General features: G+C 49.6%; 22 protein-coding genes. 14 read left to right on the top strand and 8 right to left on the bottom strand.

The window, feature by feature from the left end; translation table 11 throughout:
- The first annotated feature begins 508 nt into the window (after nucleotides 1-508).
- Entirely contained in the window at nucleotides 509-2,281 is a 1,773-nt protein-coding gene (locus H6F72_RS18450; RefSeq protein ID WP_190438897.1) for a sensor histidine kinase, read from the top strand.
- Here H6F72_RS18450 and H6F72_RS18445 read toward each other — a convergent pair.
- Both H6F72_RS18445 and H6F72_RS18440 read right to left on the bottom strand, forming a co-directional pair.
- Complete coding sequence (locus tag H6F72_RS18445) at nucleotides 2,259-4,034, bottom strand: fibronectin type III domain-containing protein (protein WP_190438894.1); 1,776 nt, start codon at nucleotides 4,032-4,034, stop codon at nucleotides 2,259-2,261. The genes H6F72_RS18450 and H6F72_RS18445 overlap by 23 nt on opposite strands.
- 12 nt (nucleotides 4,035-4,046) lie before the next feature.
- The gene (locus tag H6F72_RS18440) at nucleotides 4,047-4,814 is read right to left on the bottom strand and encodes a DUF1350 family protein (RefSeq protein WP_190438891.1); all 768 of its coding nucleotides are present in this window, start codon (nucleotides 4,812-4,814) and stop codon (nucleotides 4,047-4,049) included.
- Nucleotides 4,815-4,922: 108 nt separating this feature from the next.
- On the opposite strand from H6F72_RS18440, the gene H6F72_RS18435 reads away from it, so the two are divergent.
- Both H6F72_RS18435 and H6F72_RS18430 read left to right on the top strand, forming a co-directional pair.
- Nucleotides 4,923-6,785 (top strand): bifunctional diguanylate cyclase/phosphodiesterase, encoded by a 1,863-nt coding sequence (locus H6F72_RS18435; RefSeq protein WP_190438888.1) that lies wholly within the window; start codon nucleotides 4,923-4,925, stop codon nucleotides 6,783-6,785.
- A gap of 166 nt (nucleotides 6,786-6,951) precedes the next feature.
- Nucleotides 6,952-7,533 (top strand): L,D-transpeptidase, encoded by a 582-nt coding sequence (locus tag H6F72_RS18430; protein WP_242017017.1) that lies wholly within the window; start codon nucleotides 6,952-6,954, stop codon nucleotides 7,531-7,533.
- Nucleotides 7,534-7,604: 71 nt separating this feature from the next.
- Here H6F72_RS18430 and H6F72_RS18425 read toward each other — a convergent pair whose 3' ends face one another.
- Nucleotides 7,605-8,153 carry a late competence development ComFB family protein gene (locus H6F72_RS18425; RefSeq protein ID WP_190438885.1) on the bottom strand — a complete coding sequence of 183 codons (549 nt, stop codon included), beginning with the start codon at nucleotides 8,151-8,153 and terminating at the stop codon, nucleotides 7,605-7,607.
- Between the two features lie 118 nt (nucleotides 8,154-8,271).
- Nucleotides 8,272-9,168: a M23 family metallopeptidase gene (locus H6F72_RS18420; RefSeq protein WP_370527531.1), complete on the bottom strand. Its 897-nt coding sequence runs from the start codon at nucleotides 9,166-9,168 to the stop codon at nucleotides 8,272-8,274.
- A 275-nt stretch (nucleotides 9,169-9,443) separates the two neighbouring features.
- On the opposite strand from H6F72_RS18420, the gene H6F72_RS18415 reads away from it, so the two are divergent.
- Nucleotides 9,444-11,786 carry a cation:proton antiporter gene (locus tag H6F72_RS18415; protein WP_190438884.1) on the top strand — a complete coding sequence of 781 codons (2,343 nt, stop codon included), beginning with the start codon at nucleotides 9,444-9,446 and terminating at the stop codon, nucleotides 11,784-11,786.
- Between the two features lie 45 nt (nucleotides 11,787-11,831).
- Here H6F72_RS18415 and H6F72_RS18410 read toward each other — a convergent pair whose 3' ends face one another.
- Nucleotides 11,832-12,047: an RNA chaperone Hfq gene (locus H6F72_RS18410; protein ID WP_190438881.1), complete on the bottom strand. Its 216-nt coding sequence runs from the start codon at nucleotides 12,045-12,047 to the stop codon at nucleotides 11,832-11,834.
- Between the two features lie 88 nt (nucleotides 12,048-12,135).
- Between H6F72_RS18410 and dapF the strand changes: the two genes are divergently transcribed.
- Nucleotides 12,136-13,002, top strand: coding sequence for a diaminopimelate epimerase (gene dapF / locus H6F72_RS18405; RefSeq protein ID WP_190438878.1), 867 nt, complete (start codon nucleotides 12,136-12,138; stop codon nucleotides 13,000-13,002).
- Here the strand turns inward: dapF and H6F72_RS29735 are convergent.
- Nucleotides 12,994-15,747 (bottom strand): DUF1565 domain-containing protein, encoded by a 2,754-nt coding sequence (locus H6F72_RS29735; RefSeq protein WP_199299172.1) that lies wholly within the window; start codon nucleotides 15,745-15,747, stop codon nucleotides 12,994-12,996. The genes dapF and H6F72_RS29735 overlap by 9 nt on opposite strands.
- A gap of 396 nt (nucleotides 15,748-16,143) precedes the next feature.
- On the opposite strand from H6F72_RS29735, the gene H6F72_RS18395 reads away from it, so the two are divergent.
- From H6F72_RS18395 to H6F72_RS18380, 4 genes are all read left to right on the top strand, one after another.
- Nucleotides 16,144-17,202 (top strand): thiamine phosphate synthase, encoded by a 1,059-nt coding sequence (locus H6F72_RS18395; RefSeq protein WP_370527530.1) that lies wholly within the window; start codon nucleotides 16,144-16,146, stop codon nucleotides 17,200-17,202.
- Nucleotides 17,195-17,434, top strand: coding sequence for a sulfur carrier protein ThiS (gene thiS / locus H6F72_RS18390; protein ID WP_190438872.1), 240 nt, complete (start codon nucleotides 17,195-17,197; stop codon nucleotides 17,432-17,434). Before H6F72_RS18395 ends, thiS begins: the two co-directional genes overlap by 8 nt.
- Nucleotides 17,435-17,722: 288 nt before the next feature.
- On the top strand, nucleotides 17,723-18,733 hold the full coding sequence (locus H6F72_RS18385; protein ID WP_190438869.1) for a DUF1517 domain-containing protein: 1,011 nt from the start codon (nucleotides 17,723-17,725) through the stop codon (nucleotides 18,731-18,733).
- Nucleotides 18,734-18,879: 146 nt separating this feature from the next.
- Nucleotides 18,880-19,362 (top strand): methylmalonic aciduria and homocystinuria type D protein, encoded by a 483-nt coding sequence (locus H6F72_RS18380; protein ID WP_242017016.1) that lies wholly within the window; start codon nucleotides 18,880-18,882, stop codon nucleotides 19,360-19,362.
- Nucleotides 19,363-19,385: 23 nt separating this feature from the next.
- On the opposite strand, the gene H6F72_RS18375 is transcribed toward H6F72_RS18380, so the two are convergent.
- Nucleotides 19,386-19,757 (bottom strand): hypothetical protein, encoded by a 372-nt coding sequence (locus tag H6F72_RS18375; RefSeq protein ID WP_190438863.1) that lies wholly within the window; start codon nucleotides 19,755-19,757, stop codon nucleotides 19,386-19,388.
- Between the two features lie 183 nt (nucleotides 19,758-19,940).
- Here H6F72_RS18375 and H6F72_RS18370 point away from each other — a divergent pair, with 183 nt between their 5' ends.
- From H6F72_RS18370 to H6F72_RS18360, 3 genes are all read left to right on the top strand, one after another.
- Entirely contained in the window at nucleotides 19,941-20,333 is a 393-nt protein-coding gene (locus H6F72_RS18370) for a DUF4112 domain-containing protein (protein ID WP_190438861.1), read from the top strand.
- A gap of 184 nt (nucleotides 20,334-20,517) precedes the next feature.
- Entirely contained in the window at nucleotides 20,518-20,715 is a 198-nt protein-coding gene (locus tag H6F72_RS18365) for an NblA/ycf18 family protein (protein WP_190438859.1), read from the top strand.
- Between the two features lie 166 nt (nucleotides 20,716-20,881).
- Complete coding sequence (locus H6F72_RS18360) at nucleotides 20,882-21,640, top strand: fatty acid desaturase (RefSeq protein ID WP_190438858.1); 759 nt, start codon at nucleotides 20,882-20,884, stop codon at nucleotides 21,638-21,640.
- A 117-nt stretch (nucleotides 21,641-21,757) separates the two neighbouring features.
- Here the strand turns inward: H6F72_RS18360 and H6F72_RS18355 are convergent, their stop codons facing one another.
- Nucleotides 21,758-25,279 carry an S-layer family protein gene (locus H6F72_RS18355; RefSeq protein WP_206755448.1) on the bottom strand — a complete coding sequence of 1,174 codons (3,522 nt, stop codon included), beginning with the start codon at nucleotides 25,277-25,279 and terminating at the stop codon, nucleotides 21,758-21,760.
- Nucleotides 25,280-25,438: 159 nt separating this feature from the next.
- Here H6F72_RS18355 and H6F72_RS18350 point away from each other — a divergent pair, with 159 nt between their 5' ends.
- Nucleotides 25,439-25,933: a pentapeptide repeat-containing protein gene (locus tag H6F72_RS18350; protein ID WP_190438853.1), complete on the top strand. Its 495-nt coding sequence runs from the start codon at nucleotides 25,439-25,441 to the stop codon at nucleotides 25,931-25,933.
- A 44-nt stretch (nucleotides 25,934-25,977) separates the two neighbouring features.
- Nucleotides 25,978-26,595: an HD domain-containing protein gene (locus tag H6F72_RS18345; RefSeq protein ID WP_190438851.1), complete on the top strand. Its 618-nt coding sequence runs from the start codon at nucleotides 25,978-25,980 to the stop codon at nucleotides 26,593-26,595.
- Nucleotides 26,596-26,601: the final 6 nt, after the last annotated feature.

Below are 26,601 nucleotides of genomic sequence, written 5' to 3'. Positions count from 1 at the left end.
CTCCGCTCTTCTAATTTTTCGTGCTCTGCCAGGGCTACGCTGTTGGGGCATCAAAAGCCGTGCAATCGAATTGATAAGAGGGCTTCTAAGACTGTAAATAGTTGATTTTGATTGCTCTGTCAATTGATAAAAACTCTACAACTGCATAATTTACTAATAAAAAATATCCGGACTAATGAATTCATTGATATTGATTCAGTGCCATCACGGACTGACTTCTCAGAATTGAACTCACTAATACCGAATAATTGTCAGGTTAGTTTTCAAGTGAATGGAGTATCACTAGAGAGAAGCTTAAGAACACTGTGAAGTGATTGCTTAGGGTAGTAGCGAATCATAAATCGAGTTGAGTCGAGTGAAACTTGAAACACAGAGTTTATGTGAATCCTGGAAGGCTCAAATTTTGTTTTATTGAATTTTTGCTTCGAGGGGCAACAGAACTTTTTTTAAGCTTTACTTGAGATGCCTTTCGGTATCTCCTGCTGTGGCAATTTTTTGAGGTAGGTTTATGCCGGAATTCTGGAAAATATTTTTAGATTCAAGTCAGTTTATTCCGCATGGACATTGCTATCTTTGGCAACCCGGACTTGTTTGGCTGCATATTGCTTCTAACTCAATTATTGCCCTAGCTTACTATTCGATTCCGCTGATGTTGGTATACTTTGTCCACAAGCGGCGGGACATTCCTTTTAATGGAATTTTTATTTTATTTGGTATCTTTATTGTTGCTTGTGGTACCACCCACTTGATGGACATTTGGACGCTCTGGCACCCCCATTATTGGATATCGGGTTTCCTCAAAGCTATTACTGCGGCAGTTTCTTTCTACACTGCCTTGGAGTTAAGGTCTTTGATTCCTCAAGTTTTGTCGTTACCCAGTTCAGCGCAACTCGAAGCCGCCAATCAAAAGCTGGAAGATGAGATTGTAGAACGCCAACGCATGGAAATCGCTTTGCGTGATTCTCAACAAATGTTGAAGCTGGTGATCGACACAATTCCACAAGCGATCTTCTGGAAAGATCATGAGTCAGTTTATTTGGGTTGCAATCGTAGCTTTGCCCTGGATGCAGGCCTAGCAGCATCAGAAGCAATCGTGGGTCGCACAGATTATGAGTTAGCGTGGAAACCAGAAGAAGCCGAGTTTTTTCAGAGTTGCGATCGCCAGTTCATCGAAACAAATCAGCCAGAATATCACATCATTGAGCCGCAACTGCAAGCGGACGGCAAGCAGGCTTGGTTAGATAGCAGTAAGATTCCGTTGCATAATGCCGCAGGTCAAGTTGTAGGAATTTTAGGGATTTATGAAGATATTACAGAGCGTCAAATAGCAGACGCAGCGCTACGAGAATCCGAGGATCATCTGCGTCAACGCACCCAACAACTAGAGCAAACTCTCAAGGAGCTACAAAAGACTCAGTCGCAACTCATTCATACTGAAAAAATGTCCAGCTTAGGGCAATTGGTCGCTGGCATTGCGCATGAAATTAATAATCCCATTAATTTTATCTATGGCAATCTGAGCCATACCAACGAATACGCTCAAGACTTGCTGAATTTGCTGGAGATTTATCAGCAAAGCTATCCTCATCCTGCTGCAATAGTTCAAGCCAAAGCTGAAGCAATTGACCTTGATTTCTTAACTGAAGACTTACCTAAAATGCTGTCTTCCATGAAGGTGGGAGCAGAGCGCATCCGGCAAATTGTTCTGTCTCTCCGCAACTTCTCTCGCTTAGAAGAATCAGAGATGAAGCCTGTGGATATTCATGAAGGTTTAGACAACACTTTACTGTTGCTACAGCATCGTTTTAAGGGAAAAGTGGGGCGGTTTGGCGTTCAAGTGATCAAGGAATATGGCCCATTGCCGATGGTTGAGTGCTATGCAGGACAGCTCAACCAAGTCTTTATGAATCTGATCGCTAATGCGATCGATGCTGTAGATGAGTTGCACCAAGCCACTACAGATCAATCAGCTCAGCCAACCTTTATTCGCATCGAGACCGCAGTTCTGGACTCCAATCGAGTTGTGATCCGAATTGCCGACAACGGTATGGGTATGACGGAAGCTGTCAAAAAACAGTTGTTTGATCCGTTCTTTACCACCAAGCCGGTAGGAAAGGGGACTGGGCTGGGATTGTCAATCAGCTATCAAATTGTGACGGACAAACATGGCGGTGAACTAATTTGTCACTCCGCCCCTGGACAAGGCACAGAGTTTCGGATTGAAATTCCAGTTAAAGCCCAAAAACTAGCTTCGCCGACTAACTCTGCGTTGCTGGTTTAGTCGGTGGAGTTTGCAAGAGCTGAAACTCATCAAATTTGATCACTGATGATTGAGGCTGACAGGTGTCGAAGTAATAGCTACTAACCGTGCCATCGGCTGTGTTGAAAATGCTGAACGCGGTGAGATCATTGCTCGACAGATACGGCAACGATCGCCCATTTTCATCTTTGAGTGGTGCGATCGTCGGGACCACAGGCGCTAAACCGTTAGGGTTGCCGATCGCTGTACCAGTCGCTGAGTCAGAACTGGGAACTGCTGGCCTGGGTTGTTCTAGATAAGCACCGTAGGAGTTACCCACATTAGAGGTTTCGAGAAAGTGCATGCCACTGGGACTCACAAAGCGGTTCCACAAATGGCAGTGACCGTAGAACACTAACTGCACGCCTGCTGCCTCTAGCAGTGGCATCACGTCTCGGATCAAGTAGTTGTTCTCTTGCGGGTACTCATAGCGAACCGCTTGGATCGTGCCATCCGCAGTGCGATCGCTGACAGTTACAGGGTCAGTGTAAGGTGGGACAACATTGCCGCCTAAGGAATGGGGGGGATGGTGTAACATCACCACTTTGTACTTAGCTTGCTGAAATTCTGGGCTGTTTAATTCCTGCTGTAACCACTGGTACTGCTTGCTTCCCTGGGCGATCGGCTCGAAGATGTGTTGCCCATAGCCCCAACGCTCTTGGTTAAGTTGAGATAGCTCTTTGGCCTGCTGACTCCCCTGCGGTACCGGATCACTGTACTTGCCGCGAATCTCAGGGCCAGTTTCTGGGACACGCCAAATGCTGGTCGCGTACAAGACCACTAAACGAATGTCACCAAAAGTAACCGCGTAGTAAGTTTTGCCGCCTGTCTCACTGGTAGGCAGCGTAAAGATCTCTTCGTAGGTATCTGTGTTGAAGGAATGATCTTTGATCCAAGCTGCGCGCGCCGTGGAACCAGTGGAGTCGTCTACTGGCTGATTAGACTGTGCTTGCTCTGGATAGCGAGCTGAGGCGATTGCCCGAGGGACGGCATCATCAAATTGGCTACTTAAGGAGTTCTCAATTGAGAAGCGTCCCATCACCTCATGATTACCAATCGTGGTAAACAAAGGCGCATGCTGAATAATTTCGGCTCCCCGATAAATAGTTTCCTGCCCTTGTTTCTCCAACTTGTAGGCGGCTCGGCCTTGCAGAGCTGGGAAGAAGGCTCCGCTACGATTGTCATCAAACCATTCGGAGGCGCGATCGGGAATATTAACCAAGTCTCCCGCAAAAAACACCGCATCTACTGCGCCAACCGTTTCCACCACCTTTTGCAAATTCGCCGAAACCAAAGGTTTGAGTTGATGGTCGGACGTAAGCAAAATCTTGAGGGCCGTTTGTGGGGTGGGCTGAGGCATCAAGCTAAAAACTCGACTCGTAATTACTTGCCCATCCTGCACACTCGTTACTTGATAAGGCACCCGAACTCCTGGCGTGAGGTTGTTCACGATCGCCTCATGCCGCCAAATCTGCCGTTCCTCAGGTCTAGCATTAATCAGATCAACAACTTGAGAATTCAAGTGTGACTTTTGATCTTCACGGGTCCGACTGAGTTGGCTACTGGTTGCCATGACAGTGCGATCGCGACTTTTCTCGGCGGGTGTCGTTAAGCCAGGCCCGTAGGTTACAAAATGTTGGGAACCAGGAAATTCTGTGAACCAGACGACCCGGATGGAAGTAGGAGTGGGCAGTTGCAAAAACGGATCAGTCAATAGCCGAGGAGTCACAGCCATAAACGTATAATTTCACAGCTTCATAAATGGATCGAGCCAAAGCAGAATCGATTGCTTGAGTTGATTGAGTTCCCGATACACCTCTTGCTTCATCCACTGGGCGATCGCGTCTAGCGGGGTGAAAACTGAGCCACTTTTCCAAGCAACATCTTGACCCAAAGGAGTGGTGTGGCTGCCCGGTAGCTTTTGCAGCGTCACCATATCAGGAAAACGCTCCTTCAGCACTTCACTCATGGTTATGGTTTGGTCCAGCGTATCGTTGGTAAATTTAATCAGCAAATTTCGCCGTACTTGGTAGCGCTCAGAGACTAAAGCCATCGTTTCTAGCGGAGATGGTGTGAATTCAACGGCAAAGCTAGGCGAAAGCTGATCCATCAAGGGAATGGCATCGCGCGCGGCATAATTGTTGAAGGAAATTAAGATATTCCCCGCTCGCTCCACAGCAAACGAACTGCCAATCAGTAAATGCAGCTTGCAGCCCATGCTATGTCCCAAGCCATAAATGGGGAAGTAGCGCTTTTGCAGCAATCCTCTGGTTTGGAGTTGCGCAAAGGCTCGCTCAAAGTTCCGCAGCACTTGATGGGCGATCGCACCATGATCCATCGTGTTGACAAAAGGAGTGGCGATGATTACATAGCCTTGGCGGCTGAGATGTTCTAGCAACCAACGGTAAGTGACGTGAGGTGCAGTCGCAACAAAAGCTCCTCCCAAGAAATGGATGATCGCGATGGGTCGCGGCGGAATTAAAACCCAGTTACCAGAAACTTCCTGCCAATCCATGCCCACAACATGTAAACAATACGTTACGTCCTGCCTTCATCCTAAACTCTGTTTTCTCCTAACAGGAGGGAACTATGAATGTAGCGGGACACCCATCCGAGAAAAGATATGGACACTAAGCAGCGGGACATACAGAGCCAGGATGCAAGTGAGCAGCCGCCAATTTCAGCAGACTGCCTGCATTCAGAAGCGATCGCCTCTCAGCAACCTGAGTGTCAGCAATGGCAGGAAAAGCTCCAAAATGTACAGCAAGAGTTGTCCAACATCAAGCTCGCGCTGGATGAAGCTGCCATTGTGGCTTTGACAGACACAACTGGCGTGATGCAGTATGTGAACGACAAGTTCTGTCGGCTATCCCAGTACGCCCGTGAAGAGCTGGTGCAGCAAAATTATCGGATGCTTAATTCTAGCTGTCACCCCAAGGAATTTTTCCAAGGTTTATGGTCCACTATTGACCAAGGCAAAGTTTGGCAAGGAGAAATTCGCAATAAAGCCAAAGACGGTTCTTACTATTGGGTAGACACAACCATCGTGCCTTACCTCAACGAGCAAGGACAACCCTTTCAATACTTAGCTATTCAGTTCGATATCACTGAGCGCAAACGCATTGAAGAACGACTGCGGCATGATGCGTTTCATGATGTCCTCACAGGGCTACCCAACCGAGCCTTGTTTATGGCCCGTTTGGGCCGAGCGATCGAGCATGTAAAGCGGCGTTCTGGTGCTGTGTTTGCTTTACTCTTTGTTGATCTGGATTACTTCAAAACCTTGAATGACACTCTAGGGCATTTGGTGGGCGATCAACTGTTGGTGGCGATCGCCCGGCGCTTAGAATCTTGCCTAAGAATTGGCGATACCGTTGCCCGATTTGGTGGAGATGAGTTTACGATCCTGCTAGAAGATATTAAAGACGTTCAAGATGCCATTCGAGTAGCAGAACGTCTACAGCAAGAGTTGCAACTGCCCTTCTATCTCAGCGGTCACGAAATTTCTACCACAGCGAGTATTGGCATTGCCCTCAGTTGCACCGATTACAGCCAACCTGAAGAAATTCTGCGTGATGCAGATTTGGCTTTATACCAAGCGAAAGCGATGGGCCGCACGCGCTACGAAATCTTTGATGCTTCCATGCATCGGGGGACGCTGGCCCATATGCAACTTGAGCATGACCTCCGACGAGCAATCGCCAAGACTCAGGATCAAGCCATTTCTGGAGAAACAGAAGCCCCAGAATTTTGGCTACAGTACCAACCGATTGTGTCTCTCAAAACCAATCGCATCATGGGTTTTGAAGCCTTAATTCGTTGGAATCACCCAGAGCGGGGTTTGATCTCGCCTGCCGACTTTATCCCCTTGGCCGAAGAAACTGGGCTGATTGTACCGATTGGTCAGTGGGTATTGCGTCAGGCTTGCTATCAGCTCTCTGTCTGGCACCAACTGATCTCCTCGCCTTGTCCACTCATCGTCAGCGTCAACCTCTCCAGCCGTCAGTTTGTCCAGCCTGATTTAGTAAACCAAATTAGTCAAATTCTGCAAGAAACGAATCTAAATCCTCGCTACTTAAAGCTGGAGATTACTGAAAGTGTGGTGATGGAAAATGCTGAGGTGGCTACAACGATGCTGCAACAGCTCAAAAGCTTAGGGATTCAGCTAGCCATTGATGACTTTGGCACTGGCTACTCTTCACTCAGTTATTTGCACCGCTTCCCCATTGACACGCTAAAGATCGATCGCTCCTTTATTAACCGCATCGATATTGATGGCGAGAACTTAGAAATTGTCCGCACCATCGTTACCCTAGCTTGGAATTTAGGCATGGACATAATTGCCGAAGGAGTGGAAACTGCTAAGCAGTTGGCGCAACTCAAAGCTTTGAAGTGTGAGTATGCTCAAGGCTATTTCTTTGCTAGACCACTTAATTGCGAAGCAGCTACAGCTTTAGTGCTTCAGGGAACGATCGCAGTTAAGTAGAGTCGTTACTGACAAAAATGCGTGGTTGCTGAAAAAAGGGTTTACAAAAACCACCTGAGAGACAGATAGCCCCTTTGGAATTTGACAGAGTAAATTGACAATAGAAGTTGAATCCAGATTTTGGCTAGTGCTGGAGCTGTTTGTGGCACAATGAAGTGACGAAGTCATGATTAGAGATGAATCGATCACTCGTAGTTTTATGCTGCTGTGCCTAGGCGCAGCTTTTTTAACGTTGCTGGTGCGATCGCAGACCAATGCTGCTTCCCTCACGCCACAGCAACCCGCTATTAACCTACCGCTTCAACCTGTTAAGACTGCTTCTGCGTCCTTGAAGCCTAAGCCTGTCACGCTAGCTCAAGCTCAAACTCGCCTTGTGGTAGATTTGAGCGATCGCAAGGTTTCTTTGTACCGCAGCCAAAAATTGCAAGCGAGTTATCCAATTGCGATTGGTCAAGTAGGCTGGGAGACGCCTACAGGCACTTTTGCCATCACTCAGATGCAAACTAATCCAGTTTGGCAGCACCCCATTACCGAGCAGCTCATCACCGCTGGACCTGATAGCCCTTTGGGACTGCGCTGGATCGGTTTTTGGTCCGATGGCCACAACCAAATTGGCTTCCACGGTACGAATCAGGAAGAGTTAATTGGTCAGGCTGTTTCCCACGGCTGTGTGCGGATGCGAAACCAAGATATTGTGGCGCTCTATCAGCAAGTTGCCGAAGGAACGCCAGTCATAGTGCAGCCTTAAAAGGATTTACATAGGTAATGATTTTGGGTGGTGTAGATGAAGCCTACACCACCCAAAATCTGCCAATGCAATTAGCTATCGGAGGGCTGGGGTTCAAACTTAGGAGCGTAAACCTGGAGCAACGTACTGACTTGAGTTAACACTTCATCGCCAGAGTTTTTGCCGATCGCTTGCCGCTCAGGGAAGAATTCGGGTCGGTCTAGGTTCCGGGCGATCGCTTCACTCACCTGCTGAGCAATCAAACCATGCAGTTCTTCTTTGGCGCGGTTGCGCTGGTAGTTAGCGCCTTCTTCAGTGGTGGCGTAGAGGGGTGGCAGACGGTTTAAGGCGTAGGCAGCAATATCACCTAAATCTAAAGTGCAATCACTCGTAGCTTCAATTTCGGCGACCCGAGCGATCGCTTCAGTTAGCACCAATTCTTCCATCACGTTGATGAACTGCTTTCTGGGTACGGCCACAACTTCACCCGTTAGTAACGCTCCCATCAAGCGATCGAGGGCCATATATTCCTCAATCGACAATTCGGAAGCCGTGTCACAGATGCGACCCACCTCAGCTTCCATCGCTGGTGTGAGGTAACCGTCCTGCAAGGCCTGCTCTACAATTTTCTCAATACTCATAACGCCTCTTCGCTCCCCGCCACCATCTTACAAATGGGCAACCTTGCTGCAAGCACCTTGCTTTAGTTTGCCCCAGAATCGTACTGTTGGACGAAATTTACCAAAACTTCCCACAAGATTATTCCATGCCTTGATAACGCCAAGGTACTGGGTCTACAGCCTTTCCTTGCACATACAAGCCCCAGTGTAAATGTGGCCCAGTCGAAGCTCCACTAGAACCGACTGCGCCAATCACTTGGCCCGCTCGGACCATATCACCTTCCTTTACATTGATGCGACTCAGGTGTAAATAAATCGTCTGCACACCTTGGCCGTGGTCAACCCCAACGACATTGCCATTAATCTTAAACCCTTGGGATTCACGACCGACGAGGGCGACTCGTCCCGCTGCGGCGGCAACGACAGGGGAACCTGTGGCTCCTGCATAATCCACGCCTGAATGGTAATAATCTTTGGCAAATACGCCGTTGTAGTAGCGGCGAATGCCATAAATTGTGGTGATTTCTCCTTGGTTAGGTCGCACAAAAGGACCGCGCCAGAATTTTTGGGGCGTCACTAAACGCTTGAAGGCGTCTACGCGATTAAATTCGGCATCGCTAATGTCCTCATCTTTGCCCGGTGGGAGCCAGATGCTCTGAGTTGGAAAGGAGCGATTGCGGAGCTGCACTGCCAAATTCTTCACCTGCCCTTCCCCACTGACTTGAATCTTCAGCGTGCCAGGTTTATCGAGGGGGGTGGTTGGCAACAAAGCTCGGAAGCGATTGGGGCCGATGAGATAAGTATCAAAGGTTTGCTGACCTAAGGTCACTCTGGGGCTGCTGCTGACCTCCAGGTTATCTTGCCGCACGACTACAGAAATGGTGTCTCCGAGCTGGGGGGCTGTAGGCGTAATCTGAACTTGCAGGGCTTGAGCAGGAGTCATTGAGGCGATCGCTCCTGTAACCACGCCTAACGGTGCGAGTCCGAGCTGAAACAACCAATTCCTGAAGCGGTGAGATGGAGGAGAAGCAATCACAATCTCAAGATGTCCTTCACGACTATTGTCAGACCTACTGTCAGACTTAGACTAAGTATTTCTGTATCTGTTTCCAAGTCTGTCCAGTCATTTCGGGACAAATTTTAGAGGAGTAACTTCCTAGGAGTCAACCAATTATTAAGATGAGCGGCGAATAACGGTGCGATCGCGGCGTTTTCCTAGCTAAACCTCCGCTGTACTCTCCCCAGAGTCGTAAAAACCTCTTATTCTGAAGTTTGTAGACGTTAATATTTCTCTCATTTTTTTAAGAACCTGTGCAAGAAGACTTTAGGCTGATCGTCGATCTGGTGACTGTTTTGGCTGCGGCTGCGGCAGGGGGACTGATTGCGGCTTTACTACGCCAGCCGGCTCTGTTGGGCTACCTGCTGGGTGGAGTGATTATTGGACCTGCTGGTTTAGGGCTAATTAAGGAACTCGTCCAAGTAGAAACGTTGGCCCAATTTGGAGTGGCCTTTTTACTATTTGCGTTAGGCGTCGAGTTCTCATTTGCCGAGCTGAAGAAAGTCCAAGCGATCAGTTTGGGCGGCGGCGGGTTGCAAATTGCCCTAACGATTTTGGTGACGGCGATCGCCTCAGTCACGATGGGTTGGGTCACCTCTCCCGCTCAAGGAGTTTTCTTGGGAGCCATCCTATCGTTGTCGTCTACGGCAGTGGTGCTCAAGTGCTTGATGGAGCGCAACGAAACTGAAACCCCCCACGGCAAGGTGATGCTGGGGATTTTGGTGGTACAGGACTTGGCGTTGGGCTTAATGCTCGCCGTATTGCCTGCCCTCGATCAGCCTGCCGAAGCGATCGGAATTGCGGTGGGATGGGCCTTGTTACGCATTGGCTTGTTTGCGGCGGGGGCAGTGGCAGTTGGTATCTGGATTATTCCCCCCCTATTGCGGTTGCTAGCCCGCACCGAGAGCCGCGAGCTATTCTTGCTGGGTGTGGTAGCACTTTGCTTAGGGATTGCCCTGCTGACAGAGCATTTGGGGCTTTCAATTGAAATGGGAGCCTTTGTGGCGGGGCTGATGATTTCGGAGGTGGAGTACGCCGACCAGACGCTAACTTACGTGGAGCCGTTGCGGGATATTTTTGCCAGCTTGTTTTTTGCCGCGATCGGGATGCTGATTGACCCAGTGTTTCTTTGGAACAATTGGGAGCTGATTCTAGGCTTGGTAGCGCTGGTATTGGTGGGCAAGTTTCTCATCATCACACCTCTGGTCACTCTGTTTCGCTACCCATTAAAGACAGCTTTGATTGCTGGGTTCGGGTTAGCGCAAATTGGTGAATTTTCTTTCGTGCTGGCAAGTGAAGGACAAGCCTTGGGGCTAGTGTCTCGGCGGGTTTACTTGCTGATTCTGGGCACGACAGCGGTGACCTTGGTAGTAACCCCTTTCTTGTTGCGCTTGGTGCCGCAACTATTTGTCTGGGCGGAATCTTGGCCTTGGCTGAAACGATATCTTGACCGAACTGATTTACCGTTAGCAGCTTCCGAAGAGGTGCCCCTAAAAAATCATGTGGTGGTTTGTGGTTATGGCCGAGTCGGACGCAACATCGTGCAATTGTTGCAGGAACACCAGTATCCAGTGCTGGTGATTGAGCAATCGGAACAAAGGATTCAACAACTCCGAGATGCCGAAATCCCCTACGTCTATGGCAATGCGGGCAGCTTGCATGTGTTGGAAAAAGCAGGCGTGGATAAAGCGCAGGGTATGGCGATCGCGCTACCCGACCCCATGAGTACTCGCTTATCCCTCAAACGCTGTTTAGAAATTGCGCCCGATTTAGATGTGGTAGTGCGAGCCAATAAAGACAAAGATATTGAATTGCTCTACCAGCTGGGGGCGCGTGAAGTGGTGCAGCCAGAATTTGAAGCGAGCCTAGAACTCTCGACTCACTTACTTACTAGCATGGGCGCTCCTCTCTCCAGCATTCAGCTAGAAGTGCAGCAAATTCGCAATAGCCACTACTACGGGCTACGACCGGAGCGCACCGCTAACCAAATTTCGCGCGATCTGCGGGTGGCAGCTCAGGATATGAACAGCAAGTGGTATGGCTTGCCAGAGCATTCGCCATTGCTAGGAATGACCTTGGAAGAAACAGATTTACGCCGCCTCACAGGTGTCAGTTTGATGGCGATTCGTCGCGCGGGTGGTAATGAGGTGGATTATCCAGACGCGCGAACTATTCTAGAACCGGGCGATCGCCTCTTGATTGTGGGGCAGTCAGAAGAAGTGGCAGCGTTTGATGAGCTAGCTAGGGGAGAAGCGGCAGTTCCCAAGGAAAGTTCTTCTTGCCAATGGCTAATGGTGCCCGCAGAGAGTCCAGTGGCAGGCCAAACATTAGCTGAGTTAGACCTACAAGGGCAATATGACGTACAGGTGCAAGCCATCCGCCGGGAAGGTCGATTTATCCGCTTTCCTACTGGAGACACCGATATTTTGGTAAGCGATCGCCTGCTGCTATGTGGCAACCGAGATTCTTTGGTGCAGGTGCGCCAGTGGATTGCTCCCGCCTTGCAACTGCCAATGTTACAAATTCCGGTGGTGAAGGCGAACGTTAGCGAAACCTTACAGGAGTTCCTGCCACCCGATAGTCTCCGCGAACTGTAGAGCTAGAAGTAGCAGGATGGCTCCTATCCATAGAGGGCAGTCGGACTACATTTTGGGTTTGATGAAAGCGATCGCTTGCCGCCAAATTAAAGTGGGCTGATCATACTGATCGCTCAAACAAAAGCAGTGTTGATCTTGCCAGCGAATTTTGCCTGTGAGCAAATCTCCAGTCAAGAGCTTTAGCTCTACTTCTTTACCATCTCGAATAAAGTTTTGGAGTTGGCGAATGCTCGGCAAACCTGTTTCTAGTTCGCTGCTCATAACTTCCGATCCTTTGCTATGGGAAAATTGCTAAACATTAAATTGCCCAGTTCAGCTTACAGTGGTTGCGACCTTAAGGGAGAAGTTTATGGGAATTGAGTTTACCAAGTACCACGGATTAGGCAACGATTTCATTTTGATTGATAACCGCACCTCCACAGAACCTTGCCTCACGCCAGAACAAGCCGTGAAATGGTGCGATCGCCACTTCGGAATTGGCGCAGATGGCGTGATCTTTGCTTTGCCTGATCAGGATGGCCACGACTACACAATGCGGATTTTCAACTCGGATGGTTCTGAGCCAGAAATGTGTGGCAATGGCATTCGGTGCTTAGCTAAGTTCCTGGTAGATTTGGAAGCCGCTGATGCCAACGTGAGTTCGGAGTCTTTGTTGCCCCGATCCTACAAAATTCATACCCTGGCAGGTGTGATGGTACCCAAGATTGAAGCGAGCGGCCAAGTGACAGTAGATATGGGTCAACCCCATTTGCTCGCAGCAGAAATTCCAACCACCTTGGCTGTAGCAGACCAAAAAGTGATTGCCCAACCCCTAGAAGTGGCTGGCCAAACTTGGGATGTAACTTGTGTCAGCATGGGTAATCCACACTGCATCACGTTTGTCGAAGATGTAGCCGCGATCGCCCTGGAAACTATTGGCCCTAAATTCGAGCATCACGCCGTCTTTCCCCAACGTACCAACACTGAATTTATTGAAGTGGTGCGCCGTGACTACTTAAAGATGCGAGTCTGGGAACGCGGTGCAGGTATCACATTAGCTTGCGGGACAGGTGCTTGTGCAGTGCTGGTTGCGGGAGTGCTGAACGACATCTGCGATCGCCGTGCCACGATTGAGCTTCCTGGTGGCCCGCTCGAAATCGAATGGTCAGAGCTAGACCAACGGGTTTATATGACGGGGCCTGCTGAAATGGTGTTTGCAGGCCAATCTTCAATTTAAAGGTTCGATCGCTGCCTTTAACCCTTGGCTATTGAGGGTTTGCATCATTTTGTTTGCATTGTCGCGATTGCTGTAGGAGCCAACCTGCATCACCATGCGCCCATTCCATAAAGTGCGAAAAGCGCTGGGAGCGATCGCGGCAACTTCCGCTTGCTCACCCTCACTCTCAACCTCTACTACCACGCGGTAGCGCGACCCTAAAGCCGCACCTTGGTTCGGGAAAGGCAGGCTGTTGGTGCCATCTAGGGGATTACTCGCCACCAAAACACTAGGCAAATCTCCACCTCCCCGACCCACCGGAATGTCTGGTCCCGGTACTGGTAAGACATCACCGCTGATAGAGGGAGAGCTAGGTTGAGGGATAGCCGCGATCGCTGGCGCTGAAGTAGGCACTGGAAGCATGGTCGGGATAACAGCGCTAGTCTCAGGCGCAGGCACCGGAATCTCAATGCTGGTAGAAGGAGCAGCAGTTACAATCGCGGGGGTGACAGGTTGAACAACCACAGGCTTGGGCGGCAAAACGGGTAACTGGAGGCTACGACTAGGTCGAGCCGCTACTCGGACTGGGCTGGTACGAGTTGTCTCTGGCGGTGGCACTGGAATCGCGATCGCGGTGGCCCCAGATTTGGGGATGGGGGGCAACGTGATTTGCTGAGCAGCTTGGCGAGATTTGGAGTTGGATGGATTGGAGCGAGGCGCTGTGCTAATGGGTGGTGGCACAGGTCGCCGATTTCGGAAGGAGTAGGCAGCGATCGGTTGAGGGCGCAAAGCGGGAGATGGCTGGGCTGCTACCTTCGCGGCTGGCTTTTCTGTCTTCTTGCTAGTCGGCTTTAACTCGCTCGGGACGGGAAAAGCGGCGGCAGTCATACTGGGAACCGGTGGGGCTTTAGGTGGAGCAGTTGCGATCGCCGGGGCTGTTGGTTTAGATGGCGCAGTAGCGATCGCGGGAGCTGCTTCAGGTGGTGGTACCTCAATCGCGATCGCACTGCCAGGAGGAGGGCTGGTGACAGATGGCTGAGATGGCTGAGTTGCCTGTACCACTGGACTAATGGCTTTTGGACGCGGCACCTCAATCGGAGTTGCGACTGGCTGAGGTGCCGCAGGTTCGGGGGTCGGTACCTCGATCGCGATCGCAACGGGTTCAGTCGTGACAGGTTTGGTTGTGGTGACTGCGGGGCGCGGGTTAGCCACTACCACTGTCGCAGGGGTAACCAAAGAAGTTGAAACCGTTGAGTTGGTAACGTTAGCTGTAGGAGGTGGCGGCTCGGACACAGTTGCAACCGTTGGTTTTGGAACTGCGGGTGGTACTTTGGCCGCAACCTCAACTACAGGTGATTTAGGGGGAGCTGAAGCTGCCACTGGGGTAGGAACGGTGGTTGGTTTAACAGAAACGGTTGGCTCCGCTGGAGGGGCAGCTTTGGGTAAGATCTTTAACGCAGGAAAGTCAGCTTTGATAGTTGGTAACGCTGGCGTTGTTGGAGCAGTTGCGATCGCCTGAGCTGTGCTGACTGGCTTGAAAGGCTCGACCCGCACTTCCAACGGAGCGATAGTTGCACTTTTGTCAGAATTGGTGATTGGTCGGGCAGCGATGCTAGCAGGCGAGGAGGTGGGGGCAACGCTAACCGAAGGAGTTGTGCTTGCCGTGCTTGCTAAAGCTGTGCCAGCTAAATCAATGCGTCCGCTAGTCCGATCGCTACTCAGTTCATTGCCGAAAGCAGAAACTGCTTGACTAGAAGCACTACTGTTAATGTCAAACCGACCATTGTTGCTGAAAATATTAGCGCCAGGATCAGCTGCACTGCCCAGATCAGGCCGAGCTTGGGCGATCGCCACCACGCCATCCCGCAGGTTTTGTTCAATTAAGTTGCCCCGGATAATCGGCTGAGCGTTAGCTTGAACCACAATCCCGTCTTGGTTCTGCACAATCCGGTTGCCAATGATGGTTGGCGCGGCATCCTGAGCGACATTGATGCCAAAACCAGTTTTGATGAATAAATTCTCGCGCACCTCGGGTCGAGAGTTGCCGTAAATCGTGATGCCATTGGCTCCATTGGCATAGAAGTAGTTGCCTCGCACCACAGGCGCACTACTGCCAACTACAGAGATGCCATCGTGAGTATTGCCTGTAAAAGTGTTTTCTAGAATCACAGGGCTGGCTGATTCAATCCAAAGACCATAGCCTCGCGGATTGGGGTTTGTAACCGTAACGCCTGCTAAACCTGCCTGGTGAACTCCGAGAATCGTAATGTTCTGGCTGGCAAAGGTGGGGCTGAGGTACGGAGCACCACCCTGAATCAAAATATCTTTGCCGCGAGTGCGAGTATCCCCTTGAATCGTTACACCAGGTTTCAGCTTGAGCGGAAAAACCTCGCCAGTCTGGGCGCTGTAGGTGCCCGGAATTAACACAATCACCGTGTTGGGTTGGGCTGCTTTGAGAGCTTGCGTAATAGTTTTGAAGGGAGCCCGTTCACCGCCATCGCCCACTGTGTCATCCCCCGCGACTGGATTGACGTAGAGCAAGTTTAAGCTAGACATGGCCCTGGCCCTAGCTGGCACTTGGGCTAGCTGCATTGACCCATCAGACCCATCAAACTGAGCGATCGCAGGCTCCGTGGACCAACCTGCCCAAGCCGCAATGGTCAGACCTACGCCCATCAAGCTGTGGGAAAACAAACGGTTACTTGCATACCAGCCAACATGACTGCTGGGGGGCTGGATCAAGGATTGATAGTTGTCGGGGGTCATACTCACAAATCTCCTCTTGACCGCACTGGGTGAAAGGCAATAGTTGAATTTAGCGATCGCTGGCGCTCCACACAGCCCACCAATCAGCGATAAAAAACAAGCGATAAAAACGGGAGCTATCTTACCCTAGATACCCGCTAAAAATAACCGCCTCTTGCCCCATCTGCAAAGTTTGACTGAGAAACTTAAGAATAGTTAAACTAAACAACCGACAAATGGCAAGATTTTATTGCCCCTACCCCCACATGTGCTTTGCAATGGGTTTTAGTTCTAGCAAACACCTGACTTCTCCGGGCAAGAAATTTTTATCTAGGAAGGGGGAATCTGGCGCTAGGATGAAACATGAATGGGAATGGGGTTGTTCTAATGGGCGATAGACCTACCGGGAGTAAACTCGTGCAGCCCGCACTCTACCGCATTCTAGATGCCAATCTGGATCGGGCTCGTGAAGGCTTGAGGATCGTCGAAGAATGGTGTCGATTTGGCCTCAACAGCGCACCGCTGACTGACGAGTGCAAGCAAATGCGGCAGGAATTGGCGCGTTGGCATGCTCCAGAACTGCGAGCGGCTCGCGATACACCAGGCGATCCAGGCACAGAACTCACTCACCCGCAAGAAGAGCAGCGCTCCAGCATTGAACAAGTTCTGCAGGTCAACTTGTGCCGTGTCGAAGAAGCCCTCCGGGTGCTGGAAGAATACGGCAAGATTTACACCCCGGAAATGGGGATGGCTTGCAAACAAATGCGCTATCGCGTCTACACCCTAGAAAGTAGTTTGCTGGTGCCCCAACGACAGCAACTCCTAGAGCGATCGCACCTCTACCTCGTCACTTCTCCCACCGAGAATCTATTTGCCACGGTGGAAGCAGCCCTCCAAGGTGGGTTGTCTCTAGTGCAGTACCGTGACAAAACCGCAGACGACAATGTGCGCTTCAGTAATGCCAAAAAACTGCGGCAAATTTGCCAAGATTACAACGCTCTATTTATCGTTAATGACCGAGTAGATTTAGCCCTGGCTGTAGATGCCGATGGTGTGCATTTAGGTCAGCAAGATATGGCGATCGCCACGGCGCGACAACTGTTAGGCCCGCATCGGTTGATTGGTCGCTCCACCACCAACCCAGACGAAATGCGACAGGCAATTCAAGAAGGGGCTGACTATATTGGCGTGGGGCCAGTTTATGAAACGCCAACCAAAGCAGGTAAAGCCGCCGCAGGTCTGGAGTATGTTCGCTACGCCAAAGAACATGCGACAGTGCCTTGGTTTGTAATTGGTGGCGTTGACACGAATAATATTCATGATGTTCTAGCCGCTGGCGCAGAGCGGGTCGCAGTGGTACGAGCCATTATGCAAGCCGATCAGCCTACCTTAATTACGCAATATTTCATCTCTCAGCTCCACCGCATTCAAACGATTCGCGCCTACGAAGAACGCATTGCCAAGCCTCATGTCTGATCTGTCTGGTCTGTCTAATTTTTCTGATGCCATTACGGTGCAAGTGAACGGTGAACCCCAAACTTGTTCCCGCTCTATCCTTCTACCAAATTTGTTAGAACAACTCGGACTCAACCCCCGTTTGATTGCTGTTGAGTATAACGGTGAGATTCTGCATCGGCAGTTTTGGGCAGATACCCAAGTGCAAGAAGGCGATCGCCTGGAGATTGTCACCATTGTGGGCGGCGGTTAGCGATCGCTGTTTTAACTAGGAGCGATACCTAGGCAGCTTGAGTACGGATAACTCCCTCCAGACTGATGCCCTACCCCCGGAGTAAGACAGTACAGTATAGATGTGCCCTAGGTTTACGGCTCTTGACAAAGGGTGAGCCGCCTCAAGCCGAGTTCTAAAACTTGCAGGCAGGTGGTTGTCCACCAGTATCATGAACTGGTTAAAAACATTCCGAATTGAAATTTTGAATTGAAGTTTGGAATTAGCCGGAGCCGATTGTTTTTTCGTCAGCTTGGATAGGCACGCCTTATGCGTAATAAACTTTTTTCTGTAATCAAACCTTTTTTAAAGTCCGTGCTTCTGGTTGGCCTAGTGCTGACTCTGGCACTGAGTAATGCCGATGGTGCGTTGGCAGCCCGTAGCGGTGGACGCATTGGCGGTGGTTCATTCAGAGCCCCCAGTCGTGGCCCCACTTACTCTGCTCCCCGTAGCTATACTCCTGGCCCTGGTGGTTATGGCGGTGGGTATGGATACGGTTATGGTGGTGGCGGTGGATTTTCTCCTCTCTTCTTTATTCCGTTCCTCGGTGGTACGGGTGGATTAAGTGGCCTATTTGGTATCTTGATCTTCTTTGCGATCGCCAACTTCCTCGTCAGCACATTCCGCCGAGTCGGTGCGGGCGCAGATGGCGAAAGCCTAGACTATGATGCTTCCTCCAGCAACCCTGCTGTGTCAGTCGCGAAGCTGCAAGTGGGTTTGTTGGCCGAAGCTCGAACTCTGCAAGCTGACCTGAACCGCATTGCTGAAGCTGCTGATACTAGCTCTTCGGAAGGGTTGGTTCAAGTTCTGCAAGAAGCCTCTCTTGCCTTGCTGCGTCACCCAGAGTACTGGATCTACGCTGGGTCCGAAAGTCAGCAAACTCGTCTAAGCGCGGCTGAAGCTCAGTTTAATCGATTAGCTTTAGCAGAGCGCAGTAAGTTTGGCGAGGAAACTCTGACCAACTTCAACACTCGTAGGCAACTGAAGTCAGCCAATGACGCATCTGCCCTGACTGTTGCTGAACCCGGTGGTGCATTGACTAACACCAGTCAAGCTCCCAGTGAGTACATTGTGGTGACCATCCTGGTCGGGACGCAAGGTAAATGGCAGTTCCCAGCCATCAACAACACCGAAGATTTGCGACGAGCACTTAGCCAGATTGGTGCTATCCCTAGCGAACAACTGCTAGCAGTGGAGATTCTGTGGACTCCTCAAGCTGAGGATGACACTCTGACCACAGACGACATGATAGCGGAGTATCCCAACCTCAAACTCGTCTAGGCACGATTCTACTTTCGCTCAAACCCTTCTCCCCCACGCTGGTTATCCACTGGGGGAGTTGCCGTTTAAATTGAATTTTAGATTGGAAGGGACGGCGGTTAGAGTGGAGAAGCGATCGCTCCTCTCATTCCATCCCTAGCATGCGAATGCAATATTCAGTTCATTCGCCCACTCAATTTATTCAGACTTACGCTGACCAATTGCTGCCCGATTGGTCGCAGCCGATTTTGTCGATTTTGGTCGTGCTACAACAATGCTCTAGCTTGATGCTGAGTCGAACTCTGGCAACAGAAACCCAAAAGCGCCAGGGACGTGAACAGTTTTTGCAGTTTGGGCATCAAGTTGCACTAGAACTAGAATTCCTAGGCCATTTGGCAGACCTTTTTGATCCAGCAACAGGTTGGCCCCTGCGATCGCCTCCCGGTCGGCTGCACTTGGATGATGTTGCGGTGGTGCGGGCAGCATTGCAATATCCCACGATGGCTCAAGGCGACTGTACTTTAGTCATTCATCCGGAATGGGAGAGTGCTGTCTATCCCTCTGTACTCGTCTCATCTGCACCTCTCAGCTTGCTAGAAACAGTTGCTGCCCAGGTGAGCGATCGCTATCTACTGGATCTGCATCATTAGATTGAAGACCACGAACGAGACGGTTAAGAAACTAGACCGGAGATAGCCGCTTCAAGCGGAAAGTCAGCCTGTGGGGTTTTATGGCTGGCATACCACCATTCTTGCTCTACAGGGGATAGTTTGACGGAGTAGAGCGTGATTTCAATTGTTTTTCCAGAGCAACCTTGACCTAAAATTTCAACTGCATAGGAAGGGTGAGTTTTGGTGGCTAAATCAGGCACGTAGCGTTTGCCAATCCTGCGCCAACTCGGTTCTTTGCCCCGCCATTCCAACCGGCAACAAGGCCAAGGCAATTGCTCACGGTCAAACAAACGACAGCAAGGACCCACAATCCGGTAGCAGAAGTGACCACCGGGACTATAAAGAATTTCGCCAGATTGCAAGAGATCAGACACAGTGTGATTGTCTCATAGTTCGCACTGAGACTGAAGCAGGGAGAGCGATCGCCGTTTTGGTGCAGCCTACCCAATTGCATATTCAGCCACCCTCAACTCAGTCACGAGGACGAGGCAATAACCCTATTTGCATTCTCTCTCCTGATACAAGCGATCGCCTGTCACCTTTGCGACGATCAAGATATGAACAACACTGAACGTCTCCTCACACTCAATCGTATCCGTAAGCTCAGCCGCTTGATGGACACTGCCATTCGAATTCCGGGTATCGGTTTCCGAATCGGCCTAGACCCGATTATGGGGCTAATTCCAGGGGCAGGAGATCTTGTAAGCACCGCCTTCTCGGCTTACATCATTTTCCTGGCAGCTCGATTCAGTTTGCCCTCTCCCGTGTTGTACCGCATGGTCTTCAACATCGGCTTGGAGGCAGTAGTGGGTTCTATACCGCTGATTGGTGACTTGTTCGATGCCTTTTATAAATCGAACATCCGAAATCTGGCCCTGCTAGAACAACACCTGCAAGTGGTAGATCCAGAACTAGAGGAAGTGGCGGCAGTCACTCCCCTACCTCGCTAGTGGTCTGGGCTTGGCCGCTTTGTGCCATACCTGTACCTAAAGTTGTAAAGAGGTAACTCTACAGAAGATAGAAACCGTTTCCTAAATAATTTGTTATCTTTGTTTACATAGGTTTACAAAAATCACTTCAAAGCTTTTTTCTCACTATTACTCTCTCTTGGTTTTACTTGGCAAGGAGCCCGTTATGAATTCCCCCGCCCAATTATCTTTAGAACAAGAATTCAGTCTTAGAAGTTTCGCAGATCAAGTTCAGCTCATGTCCCGTGAACAAGCTCAGGAGTTTCTAGTCAGCTTGTATGAGCAAATGATGCTGCGAGAAAAGATGTACCAAGAATTTCTGAAGCATGAGTGGGGCTTAGACACTCCAGAGAACTGGGTCTAATCTCCTAAATAGCTAAGAGCGCTGATGGACTATGGCACCCTACAAAGTCAGTGCTCTTACTAGCAGTTTGATACAGCGGCTTTTGATGATCGGTTTGCGGTACAGCAGCGAACTTGATTGAATCGGATTGCTGTTTAGCGATCGCCCGAATTTTTAATTGGATATTATGCAAAATTTAGATATTAGATTAAAGGAATCATCTTCGATTTCTATAGCTTCTTATGCAGGAATTTTAATCGCTGCTACTATTACTAGCCTATGGTTAGGAAGCTTGATATGGTGTTTCACGATTGATATTTCTAGCTTACAAATTTTTGGTTTAATTCCAGTTATTCTAATTAGAACTTTTTTGCATACTGGGCTGTTCATTACAGCTCATGACGCAATGCACGGAACTATTTCCAAAAACCGCAAAATTAACGAGGGTATTGGCACCGTAGTTTCTGCTTTTTATGCCCTCCTGCCCTATCAAGATCTTTTAGCTAACCATCGCCTACATCATCGCGCTCCAGCTACCAATCGCGATCCAGACTTTTATGATCGGGAGCCTCAAAGCATTAGGGCCTGGTACTTTCACTTTATGAAAAGCTACCTGTCAGGCAAGCAAAGTTGGATTTTGCTAATTGGCATGAGCATTGTTTTTTACAGTTTGCTATTTGGGTTTCAAGTTCCCCTAGCTAATGTGTTGTTGTTTTGGTTGTTGCCACTTCTTTTAAGCTCCTGGCAACTCTTTTACTTTGGGATTTATCTACCTCACCGCGAGCCTTCAGCAGGATATACCAATCGCCATCGGGCAACTAGCCTCAATTGTTCAAGTGTTTGGTCATTTCTTAGCTGCTATCACTTTGGTTATCACTGGGAGCATCACGAGTATCCAGATGTCCCTTGGTATGGATTAGCCGCAGTCAGAAAAAGCTTAGATTAAACGCAAAGTGAGGTAATGCTAATAGCAGTCGTTACGAACGCAAAAGAGGGGACAAACTTTTCCCGTTGTCCCCTCTTTTACTAGCTAATTACAATTCCAGACTTGTTTTTAGCAGAACTAAGCAAATAGGAACTGGCCTCCATCGTTTGAAAGCAGATTTATATTAACGTCGGCTGCTGCAAAGCCTGCTGTCTCTGCTAACGTCACTAGTAAAGCACCTTTGCCGAAACCTGCGTTGTTGCTGATGCCATCACTGAGCCGTAGTTGTGTGCCGTTGCCAGATTTGACGACATCAATCGCAGCAATGCCGCTAAAGAAGATGACGTCTCCGCCTGCCCCTCTCCGGAACTGCTTCACTGTATCGCTGCCATCACCATTGGTGTAAAAAATGGTGTTAGAGAAACCATCATTGGTCAGGGTGATCGCGTCATTACCTGTGCCACCAATGAGAGTGTCGCTGCCAGCTCCATCATTCAGCGTGTCATTACCAGCACCACCGGAGATGTAGTCGTTGCCAAAGCCACCACTGAGGGTATCGTTGCCATCGCCGCCATACAAGGAGTCGCTACTGATAGTGCCAGTGATATTGAGACGCTCGATGTTGCTAAAGCTAATGGAGTTGTAGCCATTGGCGCTGTAGCCAGAGTAATAGCCACCACCATTGGAGTAGTTGTAGCCATACATGTAGCTGAGAGAGGAGTAATCGATGTGGAGCAGATCATCACCTGCTCCACCATCCACAGTGTCTGCTCCTAAGCCCGCATTAATGTTGTCGTTCCCACTACCTGTGTTAATCGTATTGTTGCGGTAACGACTGTAGTTGATAGTGTCATTACCACTACCTGTAGTGAGCCCATCGAAAAACTCGATATTGGTGATAACAGTGCCATTGGCTAGCTTGAGTTCCTTACTGATGCTGCCAGTATCTCCAAAAGTGAGATTCTTAGTGGCAGTTGAGAAGTCAGCATCGTTCAAAGCATCTTCACCAGCACCACCATCAATCTTGTCAGCGCCGCCACCCCCACTAATCACATCATTACCAGCTCCACCGTTGAGAACATCGTCACCACCAATGCCCCCAAAAATGTCATTATTGGCAGTTCCAGTGACATTCAGGTGCTCGATGTTTCTAAGGCTGATGCTGCTGAAGCCATCGGTTCCATAGCCTGCAAAGTAACCACCTCTAGAGCTGTAGTAATCAGAACCTCCGGACATGGAGTTGAGGGCGGAGTAGTCAACGATGAGAGTGTCCTCTCCTTCGCCGCCATCGACAAAGTCTTGTCCTAAACCTGCATTGATCGTGTCGTTGCCTGCCCCTGTGTTGATGATGTTGTTGCGCTGACGACTGAAGTTGATGGTGTCGTTGCCGCTGCCTGTGGTCAAGCCATCAATGAACTCAACATTGGTAGCAACTGTGCCGTTGGCTAAAGTGATATTGCCCGCGATCGCAGTTGCATCACTGAAGCTGAGTCCAGTGGTATTCGCAGAGAAATCTGCATCTCCTAATCCATCTTCACCTGCACCACCATCAATGAGGTCTGCACCTCCACAGCTAGAAATGACATCATTACCAGCCCCGCCGCTGAGAACATCGCTGCCACTACCACCTCCGAAAATGTCACTATTGGCAGTTCCAGTGACATTCAAGTGCTCGATGTTGCTGAAGTTGATGCTGCTGTAGCCATTGACTCCATATCCAGAGTAATAGCTACTGTTATAGCCATAGTAGTAAGAATTACCAGACCCAGACATAGAGTCGAGGGAGGAGTAGTCAATGACTAAGGTGTCTTCCCCTTCGCCGCCATCGACATAGTCGTATCCTAGGCCAGAGTTAATTTTGTCATTACCAGCCCCTGTGTTGATGGTGTTGTTACGCTGACGGCTGTAGTTGATGTTGTCGTTGCCGATGCCTGTAGTCAAACCATCGATGAACTCGACATTAGTGGCAACTGTTCCGTTGGCTAAAGTGATGTTGCCAGTAATGGGATTAGTGTCATTGAAATTAAGGCCAGTTGTATCCGCAGAGAAATCTACATCCTTTAAAGCATCGTCGCCAGCACCGCCATCAATGGTATCGGCTCCGCCACTTCCAGAAATAAGATCATCCCCCGCCCCACCATTGAGTACATCATCGCCGTAACCACCAAAAATAGAGTCGTTATTGGCAGTTCCTGTGATGTTGAAGCGCTCAATGTTGCTAAAGCTGATACTGTTGTACGTGTCAGAGTAGTAACCATTGCCATTGCCATAGGAAGAGCCATACATGTAGCCGAGCGAGGAGTAGTCAATAGTGAGGGTGTCTTCTCCTTCACCCCCATTGACGTAGTCTTGCCCCAACCCCGCATTGATGATGTCGTCGCCAGCACCTGTGTTGATGGTGTTGTTACGTTGACGGCTGAAGTTGATGGTGTCGTTGCCGATGCCTGTAGTCAAACCATCGATGAACTCGACATTAGTGGCAACTGTTCCGTTGGCTAAAGTGATGTTGCCAGTAATGGGATTAGTGTCATTGAAATTAAGGCCAGTTGTATCCGCAGAGAAATCTACATCCTTTAAAGCATCGTCGCCAGCACCGCCATCAATGGTATCGGCTCCATTGCCGCTGAAAATGACATCATTGCCAATTCCACCGTTAATAGTGTCGTCACCGTCACCACCATAAATGGTGTCATTGCCGTTGCCACCGTTGAGGATGTCAGCTCCACCACCACCATAGATTTCGTCGTCGCCATCATTACCATTGAGGATGTCGTTTAGCTCAGCACCGTAAAGATAATCGTTGTTTGCCGTTCCTGTAATGTTGAAGCGTTCAATGTTACTAAAGCTGATGTTGCTGTAGCCATTGCCACTGTAACTGTAGCCAGAGTAGTAACCACTGCCATAGCCATAGGAGTAGCCAGACATAGAGTCGAGGGAGGAGTAGTCAATGATTAAGGTGTCTTCCCCTTCGCCACCATCGACATAGTCGTAGCCTAGGCCAGGGCTAATCGTGTCATTGCCGCCATAGCCGTAGATGGTGTCGTTACCATTAGTGCCTGGCAGAGTGTCATCATTTGGTGTGCCATTAATGCTACCCAATCCTTCACCAGAGCCATTACCGACTGAAATGGTGACACTTGCTTGGCTGGTATTTCCATTGCCATCGCTAATGATGTAACTAAAGCCATCAGCACCAGTGAAGCCAAAATTGGGACTATAGGAGAAGCTGCCGTCGCCATTATCGATCAGCACGCCATTAGCAACGTTAGTGAAGTCAATAATTGTGAGAAAATCACCATCAACATCGAAATCATTGGCTAGTAGAGCAGAAATGGTGATGGTTGTATTTTCACTAGTTGTGAAAGCGTCGTTACTAGCGATCGGTTCGTCATTGATAGGGCTAACCGTGATCGCCACCGTAGCGCTCTCAGTACCTGTACCCGAACCGACCATATAGGTATAGCTATCACTGCCATTGAAGTTGGCGTTTGGGGTGTAGGTGAAGGTTCCATCTCCATTACTTGAAACCGAGCCGTTGGTGGCTTGGCTAAAGTTAACAATAGTGAGCAAGCTACCATCGGTACTGCTGTCATTGCCAAGTACATTAATTGATACGACTGTATCTTCGTTGACCGTGACTGCGTCGTTATTGATAGGCATGGGCTCGTTCTTGCTCTCGTAAAGGTCTGACATGAGTAACTACATTTCCTAGATAGAAAATTTCGTATTTAGTGCCTCAGTAATATCCGTACTAAACCAGTAAATTTGCGACCAGTGCAAAATGATGAGAAAAGCCGATCGCGAGATTTTGAGGAGCTTATGCTGCCAACTACCGCATCAGATTTGTTAGCCTTCTCTAACCGTTTCCTGGAGCAGGAAGTGAGCGATCGCCTGCAAATCCTGAAACAGTTGGGGTTGGCTCGCTACGCCGACTTCATGTTGCTGATGCCCAACACTGATGCCAATGTTGCTTGTGTAATGCGCTTTTTTGCTGAACCTAGTCGAGTCAAGTTTCCTGATTTGCGTGGTGTGGAGCTAGCAGGTTTGACATTAGATGGAGCGAATTTGATTCGAGCGAATTTAACAGGAGCGAAACTGAACGGTAGCAGCCTGGTGAAAGCTGACTTGATTTACGCTCAGTTGCAAGATGCTGATTTAAGAAATGCGGACCTGCGAGGGGCGACCCTCAACAAAACTAGTTGGGCTGGAGCTTGGGTGGAAGGTTGCCGTCTGGGTGTAGGAGTGGGTTTAACGGATGACCAGCGGCAAGATTTACAAGAGCGAGGCGCTTTGTTGGAGTCTTGGTTGAAGTAACTAGGGCATGGTAGAAACCTGGTTAGAACTGATTGGGGTTTGCTGTGCCATCCAACCGACTCGCTCAACAAATTGCCTTTATTGTCGAAATTGACAAACTAAAGCAGATTTTGCGGCAGACGTTGCTCACCAACGCTTCGCGGCAGGAAAATAGCGCAGAACATTCCTGGCATATTGCCTTGATGGCGATCGTGCTGGCTGAGTACGCGCCCGCAGGCGTGAATCTATTACACGCTGTCAAATTGCTGTTGCTGCACGATTTAGTCGAGATTGATGCAGGTGATACGTTCTGCTACGACCTCAGCGGTAACCAAAGCAAAGCGGAGCGGGAACTGGCGGCTGCCGATCGCTTATTTGGGTTGTTGCCTCCAGACCAAGGAACTGAGTTGCGATCGCTCTGGGAAGAATTTGAAGCTCAAGTGACTCCAGAAGCCAAATTTGCCGTTGCCCTCGATCGCCTCCAACCGATTCTAAACAATCAGCAAACTGGGGGAGCTTCTTGGAAAAAGCATGGCATTAGAGCAGATCAAGTGTTGTGGCGGATGCAGCCTGTCCAGGAAGGAGCACCGGAGTTGTGGCCCTTAGTGGAGCAAATTGTGGCGGATTGTGTGGCAGCAGGTTATCTACAACAAGCTTCACAAGCTGAGTCTGTTAGCACTTAATTAGAA

This window comes from Trichocoleus sp. FACHB-46 (assembly GCF_014695385.1).
Taxonomy (GTDB): Bacteria; Cyanobacteriota; Cyanobacteriia; order FACHB-46; family FACHB-46; genus Trichocoleus.
This window is presented reverse-complemented; position numbering and strand designations above follow the sequence as displayed.

Coding starts and splice junctions, on each gene's coding strand:
- H6F72_RS18445 (WP_190438894.1), bottom strand. CDS start 4,034: ATGGCTGTGACTCCTCGGCTATTGACTGATCCGTTTTTGCAACTGCCC.
- H6F72_RS18365 (WP_190438859.1), top strand. CDS start 20,518: ATGAATTCCCCCGCCCAATTATCTTTAGAACAAGAATTCAGTCTTAGA.
- H6F72_RS18410 (WP_190438881.1), bottom strand. CDS start 12,047: ATGAGCAGCGAACTAGAAACAGGTTTGCCGAGCATTCGCCAACTCCAA.
- thiS (WP_190438872.1), top strand. CDS start 17,195: ATGTCTGATCTGTCTGGTCTGTCTAATTTTTCTGATGCCATTACGGTG.
- H6F72_RS18440 (WP_190438891.1), bottom strand. CDS start 4,814: ATGGATTGGCAGGAAGTTTCTGGTAACTGGGTTTTAATTCCGCCGCGA.
- dapF (WP_190438878.1), top strand. CDS start 12,136: ATGGGAATTGAGTTTACCAAGTACCACGGATTAGGCAACGATTTCATT.
- H6F72_RS18385 (WP_190438869.1), top strand. CDS start 17,723: ATGCGTAATAAACTTTTTTCTGTAATCAAACCTTTTTTAAAGTCCGTG.
- H6F72_RS18355 (WP_206755448.1), bottom strand. CDS start 25,279: ATGCCTATCAATAACGACGCAGTCACGGTCAACGAAGATACAGTCGTA.
- H6F72_RS18425 (WP_190438885.1), bottom strand. CDS start 8,153: ATGAGTATTGAGAAAATTGTAGAGCAGGCCTTGCAGGACGGTTACCTC.
- H6F72_RS18430 (WP_242017017.1), top strand. CDS start 6,952: ATGATTAGAGATGAATCGATCACTCGTAGTTTTATGCTGCTGTGCCTA.
- H6F72_RS18380 (WP_242017016.1), top strand. CDS start 18,880: ATGCAATATTCAGTTCATTCGCCCACTCAATTTATTCAGACTTACGCT.
- H6F72_RS18450 (WP_190438897.1), top strand. CDS start 509: ATGCCGGAATTCTGGAAAATATTTTTAGATTCAAGTCAGTTTATTCCG.
- H6F72_RS18435 (WP_190438888.1), top strand. CDS start 4,923: ATGGACACTAAGCAGCGGGACATACAGAGCCAGGATGCAAGTGAGCAG.
- H6F72_RS18350 (WP_190438853.1), top strand. CDS start 25,439: ATGCTGCCAACTACCGCATCAGATTTGTTAGCCTTCTCTAACCGTTTC.
- H6F72_RS18360 (WP_190438858.1), top strand. CDS start 20,882: ATGCAAAATTTAGATATTAGATTAAAGGAATCATCTTCGATTTCTATA.
- H6F72_RS18370 (WP_190438861.1), top strand. CDS start 19,941: ATGAACAACACTGAACGTCTCCTCACACTCAATCGTATCCGTAAGCTC.
- H6F72_RS29735 (WP_199299172.1), bottom strand. CDS start 15,747: ATGACCCCCGACAACTATCAATCCTTGATCCAGCCCCCCAGCAGTCAT.